At 66.0% G+C, this 16,931-nt stretch carries 14 protein-coding genes; 9 read left to right on the plus strand and 5 right to left on the minus strand.

Annotation, left to right across the window (positions count from 1 at the left end):
- Window position 1: 1 nt before the first annotated feature.
- A complete protein-coding gene (locus tag IPL75_14990) occupies window positions 2–1,261 on the minus strand; it encodes an STAS domain-containing protein (protein ID MBK9241529.1) in 1,260 nt (419 codons plus the stop codon).
- A gap of 19 nt (window positions 1,262–1,280) precedes the next feature.
- The gene (locus tag IPL75_14995) at window positions 1,281–3,275 is read right to left on the minus strand and encodes an ABC transporter substrate-binding protein (GenBank protein ID MBK9241530.1); all 1,995 of its coding nucleotides are present in this window, start codon (window positions 3,273–3,275) and stop codon (window positions 1,281–1,283) included.
- A gap of 75 nt (window positions 3,276–3,350) precedes the next feature.
- Between IPL75_14995 and IPL75_15000 the strand changes: the two genes are divergently transcribed.
- From IPL75_15000 to IPL75_15010, 3 genes are read left to right on the plus strand one after another with little or no spacing between them, the layout of a single operon-like run.
- Entirely contained in the window at window positions 3,351–4,172 is an 822-nt protein-coding gene (locus IPL75_15000) for a cyclase family protein (protein ID MBK9241531.1), read from the plus strand.
- A gap of 42 nt (window positions 4,173–4,214) precedes the next feature.
- The gene (locus IPL75_15005; protein MBK9241532.1) at window positions 4,215–6,278 is read left to right on the plus strand and encodes a carboxypeptidase regulatory-like domain-containing protein; all 2,064 of its coding nucleotides are present in this window, start codon (window positions 4,215–4,217) and stop codon (window positions 6,276–6,278) included.
- On the plus strand, window positions 6,275–8,071 hold the full coding sequence (locus IPL75_15010) for a carboxypeptidase regulatory-like domain-containing protein (GenBank protein ID MBK9241533.1): 1,797 nt from the start codon (window positions 6,275–6,277) through the stop codon (window positions 8,069–8,071). Before IPL75_15005 ends, IPL75_15010 begins: the two co-directional genes overlap by 4 nt.
- A 110-nt stretch (window positions 8,072–8,181) precedes the next feature.
- Here the strand turns inward: IPL75_15010 and IPL75_15015 are convergent, their stop codons facing one another.
- Window positions 8,182–8,565, minus strand: a complete 384-nt coding sequence (locus IPL75_15015; protein MBK9241534.1) for a VOC family protein — start codon at window positions 8,563–8,565, stop codon at window positions 8,182–8,184.
- A gap of 66 nt (window positions 8,566–8,631) precedes the next feature.
- Complete coding sequence (locus IPL75_15020) at window positions 8,632–9,927, minus strand: NCS2 family permease (GenBank protein ID MBK9241535.1); 1,296 nt, start codon at window positions 9,925–9,927, stop codon at window positions 8,632–8,634.
- An 80-nt stretch (window positions 9,928–10,007) separates the two neighbouring features.
- Between IPL75_15020 and IPL75_15025 the strand changes: the two genes are divergently transcribed.
- The 6 genes from IPL75_15025 (at window position 10,008) to IPL75_15050 (ending at window position 15,582) form a co-directional block, all read left to right on the plus strand.
- On the plus strand, window positions 10,008–11,279 hold the full coding sequence (locus tag IPL75_15025; protein MBK9241536.1) for an FAD-dependent oxidoreductase: 1,272 nt from the start codon (window positions 10,008–10,010) through the stop codon (window positions 11,277–11,279).
- Window positions 11,276–12,061, plus strand: coding sequence for a DUF1365 domain-containing protein (locus tag IPL75_15030; GenBank protein MBK9241537.1), 786 nt, complete (start codon window positions 11,276–11,278; stop codon window positions 12,059–12,061). Before IPL75_15025 ends, IPL75_15030 begins: the two co-directional genes overlap by 4 nt.
- Window positions 12,058–13,320 carry a class I SAM-dependent methyltransferase gene (locus IPL75_15035; protein ID MBK9241538.1) on the plus strand — a complete coding sequence of 421 codons (1,263 nt, stop codon included), beginning with the start codon at window positions 12,058–12,060 and terminating at the stop codon, window positions 13,318–13,320. The genes IPL75_15030 and IPL75_15035 overlap by 4 nt, the downstream gene beginning before the upstream one ends.
- Before the next feature lie 83 nt (window positions 13,321–13,403).
- Window positions 13,404–14,396, plus strand: a complete 993-nt coding sequence (locus IPL75_15040; protein ID MBK9241539.1) for a class I SAM-dependent methyltransferase — start codon at window positions 13,404–13,406, stop codon at window positions 14,394–14,396.
- A complete protein-coding gene (locus IPL75_15045) occupies window positions 14,393–15,334 on the plus strand; it encodes a cobalamin B12-binding domain-containing protein (protein ID MBK9241540.1) in 942 nt (313 codons plus the stop codon). The genes IPL75_15040 and IPL75_15045 overlap by 4 nt, the downstream gene beginning before the upstream one ends.
- Window positions 15,331–15,582, plus strand: coding sequence for a hypothetical protein (locus tag IPL75_15050; protein ID MBK9241541.1), 252 nt, complete (start codon window positions 15,331–15,333; stop codon window positions 15,580–15,582). Before IPL75_15045 ends, IPL75_15050 begins: the two co-directional genes overlap by 4 nt.
- Before the next feature lie 15 nt (window positions 15,583–15,597).
- Here the strand turns inward: IPL75_15050 and IPL75_15055 are convergent, their stop codons facing one another.
- Entirely contained in the window at window positions 15,598–16,929 is a 1,332-nt protein-coding gene (locus IPL75_15055) for an ammonium transporter (protein MBK9241542.1), read from the minus strand.
- Between the last annotated feature and the right edge of the window lie 2 nt (window positions 16,930–16,931).

Below are 16,931 nucleotides of genomic sequence, written 5' to 3' on the forward strand. Positions count from 1 at the left end.
GCTAGCCCTTCGCCTCGCCAAGCCAATCAGCCGCAATCGGCCCAGCCCAACAGGCCCCGCGGATGAACTCACTCTCGCCGGCGCCGGCCGGACCACGGTCGTCATGCAGGAGGTGCAGGACGCCCAGGAGTTGTTCGTGCTCGAAGAGCGACGTCACGGTGTCCTTCAGGTCAATCTCTCCCTTGCGCAGTGGCCGGAAGGGAAACGCCGCCGCGTGCACGTGTCCGGCCATGCCGTCCGTGCCAAGGGGACGCACACAGGCGGCTCGCGCCACCGCTCCACCCCTGACCAGCACCCCAGCAGTGACGGTGGTTGATCGCAGGAACGCTCGCTCGGCCGTAAACGTCAGTCGGCCGCGCACGCCTGGGTGCCTGAAGAAGTCTCCACCGTCCTGATCCCCGAGGGGCTGGGCCGGGGAGCGGCGCAGCGCCGCGCCCACCAGGCCGGCCGCTTCACCGACCATGACAAATCCCACGGCCTCAGTGCCGACAATTTCGGCGATGCCCTCAAGCAGGCTCATCATGCCGATGGCAGAACCGGGCTGCTGCGACTCGAAGTGCACAAGTTTCGTGAACTCTCCCTCACACGCCAAGCCGTACAACACGCGGACATCGTCGGGCAGCGGACCAGTTGCGAGCAGATAGTCGGGCACGTTGGTGCCATCGGCGGGTTGATAGCCGGTGGCGCCAGCCACTGAGAGCATCTCGCCAAATCTGGACTGACAGTCCGCAAAGCCCTCGCCGAAGGCGCCCACTCCCAGTGCGAACATGGGAGAAAGCGAGCCGAGGCTGGTGCAATCGCTCTCGGTGAACGCCGCCGTGCCCAGCGGCGCATCGGCGCCGAGTGTGCGACACCTGAGGCCGGCGGCATCCGGCCGGTCGAACACCTCGAAGGCCACGCCCGCCCTTGCCACGGCCCGACCCGGCCGGGGCATCGCCACAGTCACTGCCGACCGTATGTCGGGGGCGATGAGTACCGCACTGAGCCGCGTCATCTCAAGCACGAGTCGCACCGAACTCGACGGATTCACCACCACAAACGTGCCCGTGATCCGGCTGAGCTGTTTGTAGAACTTCATGAGCGCGGCGATTCCGGCGGAGCTGAGGAACGTGACCTGCGACAGGTCCACCCGAAGATGATGGTGCCCGTCGCGCACCGCTTCAGAAAGCGCATTGTCGAGATGGTCGGCCCAGTAGCCGTCGAGGCGGCCAGCGACGGTCAGGAGGAACGCGCCGTCTGCGGGAGTTTTTGTAATCTGCATCGTGTCCCCTGCTCCGGTGTCAGCGGCCGATGACTTCATCCGCGCGGCGGATGACCGCCTGCGGCACGGTGAACCCGATCTTGCGGGCGACATCGAGGTTGACCATCAACTTCGTCGGCGCGTATTCGACGAAGGGAATGGTGGCTGGGCGCGCGCCGCGGATAATCTGGGCCGCGATCCGGCCGGCCTCCACGCCGCTGCCGTGGTAGTCGCGCGAGACAGCCAGCACACCACCGGCGCGCAGTTGCGCCGACTGGAATACGAACACCGGCAGCTTCGCCCGTGACGCGGCCTGGGCAATTCCGGGAAAGGCCGTCACCGTGAGGTTGCCAGCCACCTGGCAAATGGCGTCGATGCCGCTCGTGGCGAGTGCCATGGCCGCGTCTGCGACCTCGACGCTTGAGTTTGCCGCCACCGATTTGATCTCAAATCCCATGGGACCTGCCGCAGCCATCAGGGCGTCACGCTGGTGCACCATGTTCACTTCGGCCGGCACGTACACCATTCCCAGCTTGCGCGCGCGCGGCATCACTTCGCGCACAAGCGAGAGCATCTTGTCGAACGCTCCCATCATGTAGACGCCGCTCACATTCGGCAGGTGGTCGGCATTGGTCGTACCGGCGCCCACCGAAAACGCATTTGCCACGTACGTGAAGACGATCGGCATCGTCTTTGTCCGCTGGATGGCGGCCTGCAGCGTGGGCGTGGAAAACGTCACGAGCATGTCGGCGCCGTCTCCGATGGCGGCGTCGATCAGTCCCGTGACCGTGGCCATATCACCCTGCGCATTACGCACCGTGTATTCAAAGTCGCGCCCAGGCTCAAGCCCGGCTTCTTTCAGACCTGCCAGCACACCGGCTTCCGATTCCTCCACATCCGGCGTGTTGTTGTACTCAACAAACCCCAAGCGCCATTTCTTAGCGGCCACCTGGCGAGGCGCCGGCGCAGCCTTCTTTGCGCCATGAACGCCGGCTTCGTCAACCGTGACGGTCGCGCGTTTCAGAGTGGCATCGGCGAACGCCCATCGCTCACGCAGGCCTTTGAGCGCCGTGGTATTCACCGACAGAAACGGCGGGACGATGTCGAGAACGTCGCGAATCGGGATCTTCGAGATGTCCGCGCCTTCGAGCACATCGGCCACCAGGAAGGCGGCCTGCCGCCCCGACTCGAAGAAGTTGGGGCCGATGTCGAACAGCGTGCCGCGGTCGGCCCGGCCAGGCAGGATGGTGAAGACGGGCACGCGCGCCCGGCGTGCCAGCGACGCCACCAGGTCCACGGCGGCGATCACGGTGTTGTCGCCACCGATCCAGATCGCCTGGGCCCCTCGCGAGACCAGTGAATTGATCGCCTCGGGCACCGCCGACGTGCTGTCCACGTTGGCCTCCACGAGGGTCAGGCCCAGTTTTTTCGTGGCCTCGCGCGCCTTCGTGGTGAAAACGAGTGAATTGGATTCCGACGGGTTCCAGGCCACGCCGATGGTCTGCAGCGATGGCAGCGACTCCTTCGCGATCCGGAACGACTCCTCCACGGGCGCCATCACGCCCTGTCCCACGATATGCGCGGGGTGCTTGAGCGGGTCGGCCCTGTCGAGCCCGATCCCCGACGCATAGGGATCGGCGACCAGGAAAAATACGTGGCGGGTCTTGCCCTCGCGATTGTTGTTGGCCACCGCCTGCATGGACGGTGTGCTCGACGTCACCACCAGGTCGAAGTCACCGGCCGTGACCTGGCGCGCAATCGCCACACCCGTCGGCATGTCGCCCTGCGCGTTGAAACGTTGGATGGTGATGTTCTCACCGTCGCGGAATCCCCGTTCCGCCAGCCCGTCGAGGAGTCCCTCGATGCCCTCGTCGAGCACCGGCGTGTTGGCGTGCTGGACGATGGCGATGCGCGACACCTTGCCGGGCCCGCTCGAGCGGCGGCCCAGGTCTGCGATGAGCAGGATCGCCGACGCCACAGCGATCAGCAGGATGCCGAGAGAAAGACGCGCGACGACTCTGAGTAGGCCAGCCAACGGAAAGGTGCGCAGATTGTCACGTTCTCACATCGAACCTGTCAACCACGCCGAAGGTGATCAAGAATGCGTGCCATGCGTACTTCCATTGCCAGTCTCGCCTTTGCACTGACCGCCGCCGCCTGCGCGCCTGCGCCACCCGCGCCCGTTGCTCCGCCGCCGCCTGCGGCCTTTCCGGCAGGCCCCCTCGTCGACCTGACGCACACGTACGAAGCGCAGTCGATCTTCTGGCCGACGGCCGATCCGTTCCGACTCGACAAGGTGGCGGACGGGATGACGCCGGCCGGCTACTACTACGCCTCGAACAACTTCTTTTCATCCGAGCATGGCGGCACCCACATGGATGCGCCCGTCCACTTCGCTCAAGGCAGTCACACCGCGGATCAGGTGCCACTCGATCGCCTCGTGGGGCCCGCGCTCGTGATCGACGTGACAGAAGCCGCCCGCCAGAACGCCGACTATCAGGTCACCGTCGCGGACCTGCAGGCGTGGGAGCAGCAGCACGGCCAGATCGAGCCGAATGCCATTCTTCTGATTCGCACCGGGTTTTCGCAGCGCTGGCCGGATGCCGCACGTTACCTGGGCACGGCCGAACGCGGCCCCGCAGCGGTCCCGAAGCTGCACTTCCCCGGCCTGCATCCCGATGCCGCAAAGTGGATTGTGGCAAGCCGGCCGGTCAGGGCCCTCGGCATCGACACCGCGAGCATCGACTACGGCCAGTCTTCGCTCTATGAGTCACACCGGGCGCTCTACGCCACCAACATCCCGGCGTTCGAGAACCTGACCGCACTCGAACAGTTGCCACTGCGCGGGGCCTCCATCGTCGCACTCCCGATGAAAATCAAAGGCGGCAGCGGCGCACCGCTTCGCGCCATCGCGATTCTGCCCGCGCGCTGACCGACGCGCCAGAATCACTCGGTCGGTGTCTAACCTGTTCCAATGGTGCGCAGGCTTGCGGTTCTGTGTCTGTTCGGATTCGCGGTGGCGCTGTCTGCGCAGGGGCCGCCCCAGGGACCTCCGCCTCCCCCACCTCCGCCGCCATTGGCGGGCGGTGTCAGTCAAGGCGGACGGGCCGGCGGCTCAGGTGTGACCGGCGGTGCGCCGTCGGTGCTGATGGAAGCGCCGCGAGAGATGGGCACCGGATCCATCAGCGGCATCGTCACCGACGGCACGACCGGCGCGGCTGTTGAAGGCGCGCTGGTCTCACTGACAGTCAGCAGCAGGGAGATCGGTCAGGCCAGCAGCACACGGCCGCAGCAGATGACCGACAGCAAGGGGCGTTTCATCTTCACAGACCTCCCGGCGTCCACCGGGTATTCGCTGGCCACCACGCGAGCCGGTTACCTCGCCGGCGGGTACCGGCGAGTGCCAGGCGTTGCCAGCCTGACGCGCATCACCCTGACCGAAGGCCAATGGTTCACCGAAGGGCACATCAAGCTGTGGCGTCCGGCGGCAATCTCCGGAACCATTCGTGACGAACGGGGCGAACCACTCGTGAGCATCCCGGTGCGCCTGCTCATGGGCGCCACACTCGCCGGACGGCAGCGCTGGGCCGTTGGGCCCGCAGTGCAGACCGACGACCGAGGCATGTACCGCTTTGCCGGCCTGATGAAGGGCCAGTATCTGGTGCACGTGCCCAGCATCCAGATCAGTTTGCCTGGCGGCGAAGTGGCGCTATATCGCCCACCGAACCGCGCACCCGCCGGTGCATCGCCGACGCCGCAGGCCCAGGAAGCATTGCCCGTCCTCCGCGCCAGTGATGGCTCAGGCGTTGTGACCGGCTACTTCGCGGTGCCGCCACCAGACGATAAGGGCTCGGTCTACGCATCCTTGTTCCACCCAGCAGCGCGCACGCCCACTGACGCCACAACCATCGCAGTGGACTTCGCAGAGAATCGCGCGGGAGTGGACGTGCAGATGGCTCCGCTGCCCTCCGTATCGGTGTCGGGAATTGTGGCGGGCCCGCCGGCCGCTATCGCGGGAGTCCCGGTGCGGATCTTCCCGGTTGGCGGTGAGTTGGTCGGTCTTGCCGGCGACGCCGGTGTGACCACGGCTGATGCCGGCGGCGCCTTTACGTTTCAACGAATCCCTGAAGGCCACTACGTCATCGTCGCCAGCCGGTCCGTGGCCGAATACCAGGTCAACCAGTTCGGCTCACGAGAGGCGTTGATGCCCACCGGCGGCAATCCCTTCTGGATGCGATACAGCAATATGCCCGGCGGCAACGGCATGGTGCTCAACTCGAACAGCGTGCCTGGGCCTGATGTGACGGGCCGTGTCGAGGTGAGCGTGGGGAGCCGGCCGGTCACCGGCATCGTCGTACCGGTGATTCCTGCCACAAGCGTCTCAGGGCACATCGAGTGGGACGGCTCCGAAGTCCGGCCTGCGGGCGCGCCGCCCTTCATGGTGCGCTTCGAACCCACTGACGGCGACATTACGCTGGGTCCGTACGGGGCTGTTCCGTACTGGCCACAAGCCACTGTCGCCGCACGGATCACGTTCACCTTCAACAACGTCAAACCCGGCCGCTACTCGCTGGTCGAGGCCATCAGCAACAACCAGCAGGCGTTGGTCGGCGCCACCTGGAATGGACGAGACATGCTCGATACCCCTCTCGAAGTCTCGGGTGAAGGGCCGGTCACCGGCATCGTGCTGCAGATGACCACACAGGTGAACAAGCTCAGTGGGACGGTGCGTGGCCCGGATGGTCGCGTGGCCACCGAGGCGACGGTTGTGATCTTTCCGGCGTCGCCGGCGGCCCTGGGCCCGACGAGCGTCAACACGGCGCGGTTCCGCACCGCCAACATCACCGCCGACGGCACCTATGAGTTGCGCGGATTGCTTCCGGGCGACTACCTCGTGGCCGCGGTCCCGATCGAAGACCGGGCTCGTGCGAGCGAGCCGGCGTTCATGACTGCCGTAGCGGGCCGATCCGCCCGCGTGACGGTGGGGCCCCACTCGGTCGTCTCACAGGACCTGCGGGTGATCGGCGGGCCACGATGATTCGCGCACTCATCGTTGTTCTCATCGCGATGTCGGTTGGGACGCAGCAGCCGCAGCGGGACATGCCAACAGCCGCACCGACACGGGTCGGCAGCGCGTCGGTTGCCGGCCTCGTCACGCTTGGCGACGAGGCGCAGACGCCGGTGCGTCGCGCGGTTATCACCGTGGCCTCGAGCGACGGGCTGCAGACTGCGAGCGCCATCACCGATGACGAAGGGCGCTTCGTGATCTCCGCGCTCCGCGCCGGCCGATACACGCTGCAGGCGCTCAAGCCCGCGCACCTCACCACCACTTACGGCGCCCGTCGTCCCGGACGCCCTGGGACCGTGCTTGTGGTCAACGACGGGCAGGCGCTTCGTGACCTGCGCGTCATGTTGCCGCGTGGTGCGGTGCTGGCCGGCCGCGTCACGCTTGAGAACGGCGAGCCGCTCCCAAACACGCAGGTGATGGCCATCCCCATGAGGCTCTCGACTGCCGGTGGTGTGGCCATCGCTCCGCCTCGGGAGTTTCAGACCGACGACCGCGGAGAGTTCCGCATCTTCGGACTGATGCCCGACACCTATGTGATTGCCGCCTTGCCCGCGTTCGGCCGCGGCGAGATTCAGCGGCGATCGGATCAGGAGTTTGATGCGGTCGTCCGATCGCTGCAGCGGCCGGCGACAGCGGCCCCTGGCCAAACCGCGACGTCACCCACCGAGACGCCGGCGGCATCGTCGGCGCCGATCGTCGGGTACGCGCCTACCTACTTTCCCGGCACCCCCATCGTGAACGACGCGATGCCGCTGACCGTCAAGGCAGGCGAGGTCAGGGATGGTCTTGGCTTCACCGTCGCGCCAGTGCCGATGGCAACGATCTCAGGGACGTTGATTGGCGCCAACGGCGCGCCCGCCCAGGCCATCGCCATGTCGGTCGAACTGGTGGGCCCACCCCTGCCTGCGATTGGGACGCTGGCGCCGAAAGTGATCCGGCCCAACGCGCGCGGAGAGTTCACCATTGCCAATCTCGGTCCCGGCCTGTACCGCATCCGCGTGCGAGCCGGCGGCGTGACCTTGCGTCCCGATGGGACCACCGCGGAGATCAGGGCGGAAGCGCAGACCCAGTGGGCCATGGCCGAGGTTGCAGTTACCGGGGCCAACATCGAGGGGCTCACCCTGGCGCTTCAACCCGGACACGTGTTCACGGGCACAGTCACCACCGATGCGGCGGCGGCTCCGGCGTCGTGGAAGGGCACGATGGTCACGGTTCACCCCGCCACTGCGGCGGTGGCCTCCCGCCAGTTTCCGGTGGGCGACGATGGCCGGTTCACGATCACGGGGATTGAGCCGCACAACTACGAAGTGCGGGTCACGCTGCCGGCGGCACTTGCGGGCAGTGGCTGGGCGCTGGGATCCATCCGTCACCAGGGACGCGACCTTCGCGACGCGCCGTTGACGTTTACCGACGGGTCGATCGAAGGCGCGGAGGTGCTGCTGACACAATCTGTGACGGCATTGACGGGAACGTTGACGCTCGAATCCGGCGCCGCCGCCACGGAGTACTTCATCGTCGCGTTCCCGGACGACCGTGCGCTCTGGCACCCGGCCTCGCCGCGTGTTCGCATCATGCGCCCGGCTGCTGACGGGGCCTTCTCCACCCGCGATCTCCCGCCCGGCACCTATCGCATCGCCGCTCTCGTGGACGTGGAAGACGACGAGCCCCGGCGACGAGAGTTCCTGGAATCGATCTACGACGCCGCGCTTCGGGTCACGGTTGAAGCCGCCAAGACCGCCCGGCAGGACATTCGTATCAAGTAGTTGGGAAGTTAGGAACTGGGGAACTGGGGAACTGGGGAACTGGGGAACTGGGGAACTGGTTCTCGTAGCGCGGCCTGGGTCTCAAGGCCGCGGAACTTGGTAACGAGGCGTTACATACGCTCGCCGAACCAGTAGCACAGCCCGTCAGGCGCCACGACGAAGAACACGCGCCAAGGCCCGTCCTCGCGCTGTTCAACGCTGAGGTCGGAGGCGGCCTTGCCGAGCCCGTTGGCATTAAATTCCGCAAGCAGGGCATCGAGGCCGCTCACATGGAACCATGCGCCATCTTGTGCAGGGTCGCCGCCGTTTTCAGCGAGGCCGATCTGCACATGGTCGCGCGCGAGCACCGCCGACGCGTGCGGCGTTTCACGGCGGGCGAGCACATGAAAGCCCAGCACCGTCTCGTAAAACGGAACCGCCGCCGCAAGGTCACGCACCGGAAGATTCAGCGCGTCTCCCTGGTAGCCGCCGGTCTTCTCCAAGGTGCCCTTCACGCCGGGCAGTGTATCAAGCTCGCTGAGTTCCCCAGTTCCCAAGTTCCTAAGTTCCCCAGGGGCCACTCATCGCAGCACGTAGCGGAGCACGAAGAGGGCCGCGAAGAGATAGGCGAGCGGGTGCAGGCTGCGCCTGCGGCCCGTCGCGAGCGCCAGCACGGCCGCCGCGATGAATCCGAACGCAATGCCGTCGGTAATGCTCACCGCGAGGGGGATCGTCACCATCGTGAGGAAGGCCGGGATCGCCGACGCGTGATCGCCCCACCGGATGTGCACGACGCTCTCCATCATCATCACGCCCACAAGCACCAGTGCCGGCGCCACGATCGGATAGAGCGTCACCCCGCCCGGCCCGGCCACTCCCCCGCCGATCATCTTGACGAGTGGATACACGAACGGCACCAACAGGAACAACCCGGCCGTGACGTAATTGGCGCGGCCTGTCCGGCCGCCGGCCGCAACACCCGTCGAGCTTTCGATGTACGCCGTCACCGTGGATGTGCCCAGGCCGGCGCCAATGACGGTGCCCACGGCATCCGCCATCAGCGCCTGCCGCGCCCGGGGTATCACGCCGTTGGTCACCGCGCCAATCCGATTGGCCACCCCGATCAGCGTCCCGACTGAATCAAACAACGCCAGGAAGAAGAAGACGATGACGACGTCGAGCATGTCGAAGCGGAGCGCGCCGGGGATGTCGAGTTGCAGGAAGGTTGGCGCCAGTGACGGCGGCGTGCTGAAGATGCCGTCGTACTGCACGAGCCCCAGTGCGAGCGCTCCCACGGTGGCTGCGGCCATGCCGACCAGGAAGGCGCCTTTGACGCCGCGGGCCATGAGCACCGCGGTAAAGAGCAGCGTCGCGGCCGCCAGCGCGGCCGGCGGCGACGTCAGGTCGCCCAGCCCCACCATCGTGCCAGGGGTGTCCACGATGATGCCGGCCCACTGCAGCCCGATGAGCGCGATGAGCAGGCCGATGCCAACCCCGATGCCATGTTTCAGGGGATCGGGCACGGCAGCGATGACGTGTTCGCGCAGCCCGACGCCGGCCGTGAGGATAAACAGCACGCCGGCAATCGCCACCGCGCCCAGGGCCACCTGCCACGGCGTTCCGCCGGCCAGCACCACGGTGTACGCGAAGAAGAAGTTGTGGCCCATGGCCGGCGCAACCGCGATGGGATAGTTGGCCCACCAGCCCATGAGGGCGGTGGCGATCGCGGACGCCAGGCACGTGGCCATAAACACGGCGCCGGGATCCATGCCGGCCGCCCCAAGCACGGCCGGCTGCACAAACACAATGTAGGCCATGGTCACAAACGTCGTGACCCCGGCCAGGACCTCGGTTCGGAGGGCGGGACGCTCGGGCATGCCGCGATAGTCTACGACGCCTCAGCGTGACCGAAGGCTGTGTTGACCTTTTGTTCATATTTTGTATAAGTTATGTCTGCATGGTTTCCGCGCCCGTCGCGCCCCTCCGCATCGCCATCATCGGTTCCGGCATTTCCGGCCTCACGGCCGCGCACCGGCTCCAGCAGCACCATCAGGTAACCATCTTCGAGGCCGGCCCTGCGGCCGGTGGACACACGCACACCGCCGACGTGACCCTCGACGGACGACGCTACGCCGTCGACACCGGGTTCATCGTCTTCAACCACCGCCACTACCCGCGGTTCACGGAACTGCTCGCCGACCTGGGGGTCGCGTCGCAGCCCACGGTCATGAGTTTCAGCGTCCGGTCCGACCGGTCCGGGCTCGAATACAGCAGCGCGTCGGTCAACGCGTTATTTGCACAGCGACGCAACCTGGTGCGCCCACAGTTTGCCCGCCTGTTGTGGGACATCCGCCGCTTCAACCATGACGCAGCGGCCTCCGGCCTGCCCGACGATCGCACGACGGTGGCCGAGTACGTGGAACAGCATGGGTACAGCAAGGCATTCCGGGATCTGTATCTGGTGCCAATGGGCGCGTCGCTCTGGTCAAGTCCGCCGCGGCGGTTCCTCGGTTTCTCGATTCGGTTCGTCATCGAGTTCATGCGCAACCACGCGCTGCTGCAGATCAGCGGCCAGCCCACCTGGCGCGTGATTACCGGCGGGTCGCGCACGTACGTGGACGCGCTCCTGGCCCGGTTCACCGGCGCGGTCGTCTTCAACCGTCCGATCCGGCAGGTACAACGCCTGGCGGATCGGGTCCTGCTCACAGACGCCACCGGCCACCAGGCTCCGTTCGACCAGGTGATCCTGGCGTGCCACGCGGACCAGGCCCTGGGGATGCTGGCCGATCCGTCCCCGGTCGAACGTGAAGTGCTGGGCGCGTTCCCCTACCAGCGGAACGAGGTCCTGCTGCATACCGACACGTCCGTGTTGCCACGGTCGCGGCGGGCATGGGCCAGCTGGAACTACCACGTGCCGGCCACCGATCGTGACGCCGTTTCGGTGACCTATGACATGAACCGGCTGCAGCGGTTGCATGCGCCGCACCAGTTCAACGTCACGCTGAATGGCTCGCACCTGATCAATCAGGATTTGGTCCTCGGCCGTTTCACGTACCACCATCCGGCATTCACGCCCGGCCGGGATACGGCGCAACGCCGGCACGCCGATCTCATCGGCGTCAACCGCACCTCCTTCTGCGGTGCCTACTGGGGCTTTGGGTTTCATGAGGACGGCGTTCGCAGCGCATTGGCCGTGGCCGACGCGCTCGATCGACGAGTGGCCGCATGACCAGCGCCCTCTACATCGGGCGCCTCCGCCATCGTCGCTTCAGCCCGAAACCCCACGAATTTACGTACTCAATCTTTCAGGTCTACCTGGATCTGGCTGAACTCGATCGCGTGTTCCACCGCCGCTGGTTCTGGTCCACGCGCCGGCCAGCACTCGCGTGGTTCCGGCGCGCCGATCATCTCGGCGACCCGGCGGTCCCTCTGGACACGGCCGTGAGGGATCTGGTCGAAGCCGCAGGCGAACCACGCCCGGCCGGACCTGTGCGACTGCTGACGCACCTGCGCTACTTCGGGTACGGGATGAATCCCGTCAGTTTCTATTACTGCTTCGATCCGGGCGGCACCTGCGTTGAGGCGATTGTGGCCGAGGTCAACAACACACCCTGGGGCGAGCGCCACTGCTACGTGCTCACGGCCCGCACCAGCGGCACGCCTGGGCACTTTGCGCTCCGCAAGGCGTTTCACGTGTCGCCCTTCATGCCGATGACGATCGACTACGACTGGCACATGACCACGCCGGGGCCGCACCTGGCCATCCACATGGTCAACCTCGAGGCCGGCCGGCGGGTTTTCGACGCCACGCTCTCGCTCGAGCGGCGTCCAATCACCGGCCTGCACCTCGCCCGCGTCCTTCTCACGTACCCGGCCATGACGATGCAGGTGGTGGTCGGCATTTATTGGCAGGCATTCCGGCTCTGGTGGAAGGGCGTGCCCTACCATCCCCACCCCCGGCGCACCACCGGCGGCGACTCACCCACACACGCAACGGAGAACGTTCGATGAAGGATTCCCTGGCGGCCGCAAGGCTCAGTGACACACATGTATCGAAGGGCACCTGGCTGGATGGCACGGCGTACCGGCTGGTCGATCGCACGCTGAACGGCCTTCGCGAGGGCCGGCTCACTGTGATCAGCCCCTTTGGCTCGCGCGCGTACGGACATTCCGGAGAGTTGGCGGCGACCATTCATGTCGCCGACCCAGCCATGTTTCGCCGGCTGCTCACCGGAGGGACGCTGGCGGCGGCCCGCTCGTATGTGCGCGGCGAATGGCGGGCGGACGACCTGACTGCGGTGTGCCGCATCGTCGCCCGCAATCTGGACGTGGCCGATCGACTGGACTCGGGCTGGGCACGCCTGTCCGCGCCGTTCTTTGGTGCCGTCCACCGGGCTCGCCGGAATACGCGCGGTGGCAGCCGCCGCAACATCCACGCGCACTACGATCTTGGCAATGAGTTCTTCGCACTGTTTCTCGACGACACGATGACGTATTCGTGCGGCGTCTTTGAACACGACCAGAGTTCGCTGGCCGACGCACAGCGCGCAAAGATCGACCGGATCCTGCAGAAACTGCACCTGCAGCCGACCGACCATCTGCTGGAAATCGGTACCGGATGGGGAGCCCTTGCCATCCGCGCTGCCGCGCACTACGGGTGCCGAGTCACCACCACCACCATTTCGCGTCACCAGCGGGACGTCGCGGAGAGCCGCGTGCGCCAGGCCGGGTTGACCGATCGAGTCACAGTGCTGCTTGCTGACTATCGTGACCTCACGGGCACCTACGACGCACTCGTATCCATCGAAATGATCGAAGCCGTCGGGGCCGAATTTCTCGACACCTTCTTCGCGCAGTGCGGCCGGCGCCTCCGGCCAGGAGGGCGCATGGGAATCCAGGCCATCACCGTGCCCGACAGCCGGTATGACGGGTACGTGCGCTCCGTGGACTTCATTCGACAGGATGTCTTCCCAGGCAGTTCACTCGTCTCGGTCGGCGCGATGAACGACTCGGCAGCACGAACCACCGACCTCCGCCCGGAATCGGTGGAAGATCTGACGCCGCACTATGCCCGCACGCTTCGTGAGTGGCGCACGCGGTTTCTCGACCGCCTCGATGACGTTCGATCGCTGGGTTACCCAGAGGAGTTCATCCGACGCTGGGAGTTCTATCTGGCCTCGTGCGAAGCCGGATTCGCGGAACGCACCACCGGCCTGGTCCAGATGGTCTATGCCGGGCCCGCATCTGCACCCACAGGAGACCGATCGTGATTGATGCACTGCTCGCCTCTGCCATCGACCTGACCGAACGCGGCTTGATCCCTGACCGCGTTGTTCGGCTCGGCATTCAGCAGATGTGCCGGCAGCGCCTGCGCGTGGAGATGCGCGACGTCACGGACCAGCCGGGCCGGCGTGCAGCGCTCCGCCGTGACATGGATACCAGCCCCATCGCGCTCGTCCCGGACGCGGCAAACGCCCAGCACTATGAAGCGCCGGTCGAGCTGTTCGAGCGGGCCCTGGGCCCGCAGTTGAAGTACAGCTGCGGATACTGGCCGCAGGGCGTCACAACGCTGGCGCAGGCCGAGGAAGCGGCGCTTGAGGAAACCGCCGTTCACGCGCTGCTGGCCGATGGTCAGGAGGTGCTCGAGCTTGGCTGTGGCTGGGGCTCGTTGACCCTGTGGATGGCCAGGCGGTACCCTTCGAGCCGTATCCTGGCCGTCTCCAACTCGCATCGGCAGCGGGCCTTCATCCTGGAACGGGCGGCATCGCGAGGCCTGTCAAACGTGGAGGTCGTGACTGCGGACATGAACGATTTCTCCACCGAACGCCGGTTCGACCGTATTGTCTCTGTCGAGATGTTCGAACACATGCGCAACTACCGCGCGCTCCTGCAGCGCATCTCCGGCTGGATGCGGCCCGATGCGAAGCTCTTCATTCATATCTTCTGCCACCGGTCCCTGGCCTACCCGTACGCCACGGAAGGGCGGGGCGACTGGATGGGCCGGCACTTCTTTACCGGCGGACTGATGCCGAGCGAATCGCTGCTGCTCGACTTCAACACCGATGTGCACGTGGTGCAGCAGTGGCGATGGGACGGCACGCACTACCAGAAGACGGCCAACGCGTGGCTCGCGAACCTGGACGCCGCCAGGGACGACCTCATGGACGTCTTCGTGCGCCACTACGGTCAGCGGGACGCCGAGCGATGGTTCCACCGGTGGCGTCTGTTCTTCATGGCGTGCGCTGAACTCTGGGCCTATCGGCAGGGCCGTGAGTGGTGCGTGGCCCACTACCTGCTTGAGCCGGGCCCCGCGCACGCGGGACGCCCACCACAGGTCGCGATGTGAACGGCCCCTACAAAATCGGCACGCTCGCCCGGCTCACCGGCTTCTCGCCCGCACTGCTGCGCGCGTGGGAGCGGCGGTTCGGACTGATCCTACCGGAGCGTGGCGAGGGCGGCCAACGCGTGTACGGCGATGGCGACCTGGCGCTGCTCAGGCGCGTGAGCGCCCTGCTGGCTGGGGGACGGGCGATCGGTGAAATCGCGCGACTCGATCGCGCGACGTTGCGGTCAACCGCCCAGGTCACCGTACCTGCCGGTGGCCCGGCTGTGGCCGAATCCCTGCGCGAACGAATCGTCACGGCCGCCGTCGCGCTCAACGCTCGTGGCGTGTCTTCCGCTCTCGATGAGGCCTTTGCCACGATGGCGGCCGATCACGTGGTGAGTGACGTCATCGAGCCGGCCGCGATCGCGGTCGGGATTCTCTGGAAATCGGGCACGTGCACCGTCGCCAGCGAACACCTCGTGAGCGACCAGTTCCTGCTTCGATTGGGCCGACTCCTTGACGCCGCTCAACCGCTGGACGCAGACGCGCCCCGAGTCGTGGCCGCGTGTTTCCCGGATGAACACCACCAGCTCGGCCTTCGAATCGTGGCCTGGCATCTGGCGCGCCATGGCGTGCGCGTGGTCTATCTGGGTTCGTCGATGCCGCTCGAAGATCTGGCGATCGCCTGCCGCACGTCGCGCCCACACGCCGTCCTCCTGTCGGTCACACGCCGGGCTGTCTTCACGCGTCACATGACGGCGCTCACCCGCCTGTTCCCCGAGACCGTGGTCGATCGCCTTTTCGTCGGCGGCCAGGGCGTGCCAACCGGTGCGCGAAGCACTGCCCATCGCATCGCGTTCCCGCACGACACCCCACTCGCGACCGTGGTACAGCGGATCGTCACGGACGTGGGCAGCGTCAAGCCGCGACCACGTGTGCGGCGGCCGACGGCACGATGAAAATCGCGCTCATCGTCGTGTTTGTCCTCTACGGCTTTCCGCTCTGGTCGCTGCGGTATCGCTGGCGCTCCACCGTTTACCGAACGACCGGCTGGCAGATCAATGTCTTGCCCTGGTTCGGTCACGACATCGCCGCGCTCTTCACCAACCGGTATTTCGTTACTGACGACGAGCGACGCATGGCGCGTCGATTCCGTTGGTACCTGGGCGGCTACGTCACGCTGCTGGGGCTGATCCTCGGAACGTGAGGGACAGACGCACGCTCACTTCTGGCCGCCGAACTGCTGGAACGGCTCCAGATCGAGAAATTCGCTGTGCTGACTGATATCGAGGCCGATCGCCTCCTGCTCCACGGGCACGCGCAACGTGAGTAATCGATCGGTCACCCAATAGAGCACGTATGACATCACGAACGCGAAGGCGGTGACCAGGACCAGGGCGACGAGGTGAAACAGCATGGTCCGCGTCTCGCCAGACATCAGCCCCACGTCGCGCGCCAGGAGTCCGGTAGCCAGCATGCCCACCATGCCGCCCACACCGTGGCAGGGAAACACGTCGAGCGTGTCATCAAGCGTTGACTTTGACTTCAGGTGCACGGCCCAGTTGCTCACCACCGCGGCCAACACGCCGATGAATACACTGTGTCCGATCGACACGAATCCGGCAGCCGGTGTAATGGCCACAAGGCCAACCACGGCACCGATGCACGCGCCAAGTGCGGATGGCCGTCGCCCGCGGGCGACGTCGAACAGGAGCCACGTCATCATGGCCGCGGCCGATGCCGTATTGGTCGTCACCACCGCCATCGCCGCGGTGGCATTGGCGCCGAGTGACGACCCGGCGTTGAACCCGAACCAGCCGAACCACAACATGCCGGTGCCGAGCAGGACGTACGGAATGTTCGATGCGACGTGCGGGCTGCCGTCCATGTGCACGCGGCGGGGACCGAGGAAGATCGCCCCTGCCAGCGCCGCGACACCCGCAGACATGTGCACGACCGTGCCCCCGGCGAAGTCGAGGACGCCCCACTGCCGCAGGAACCCTTCCGGATGCCACGTCCAGTGTGCGAGCGGGCAATACACAAAGATCGTGAACAGCGTCATGAACACCAGATACGAGGAGAAGCGGACGCGCTCGGCAAACGATCCGGTGATGAGCGCCGGAGTGATGACCGCGAACTTCAACTGGAACATCGCGAACAACGCGAGGGGAATCGTGGGCGCGAGGTCGGGGTGAGTGGCGCTACCCACACCCCGGAACATGAAAAATGTCATCGGGTTGCCGATGAGGCCGTGGTAACTGTCTCCAAACGCGAGGCTGAATCCGAACACGATCCAGATCAGACTCACCACGCCGAGCGCCACAAAGCTCTGCAGCATGGTGGAAATCACGTTCTTCCTGCTGACCATGCCGCCATAAAAAAATGACAGCCCCGGCGTCATGAGCAGCACGAGGCACGTGGCCGTCAGCAACCAGGCGGTGTCGCCTGAGTCGATCGGGCCGCCCGTCACAACTGGCGCCGACTCCGGAACAAACAGGGCCACCAGCGCACACAGCACCAGAATCAGAAATGGAATGGATTTCGTCAGGGTCATGG

The sequence above is a fragment of the Acidobacteriota bacterium genome (genome assembly GCA_016716905.1).
In the GTDB taxonomy this organism is placed as follows: Bacteria; Acidobacteriota; Vicinamibacteria; order Vicinamibacterales; family SCN-69-37; genus SYFT01.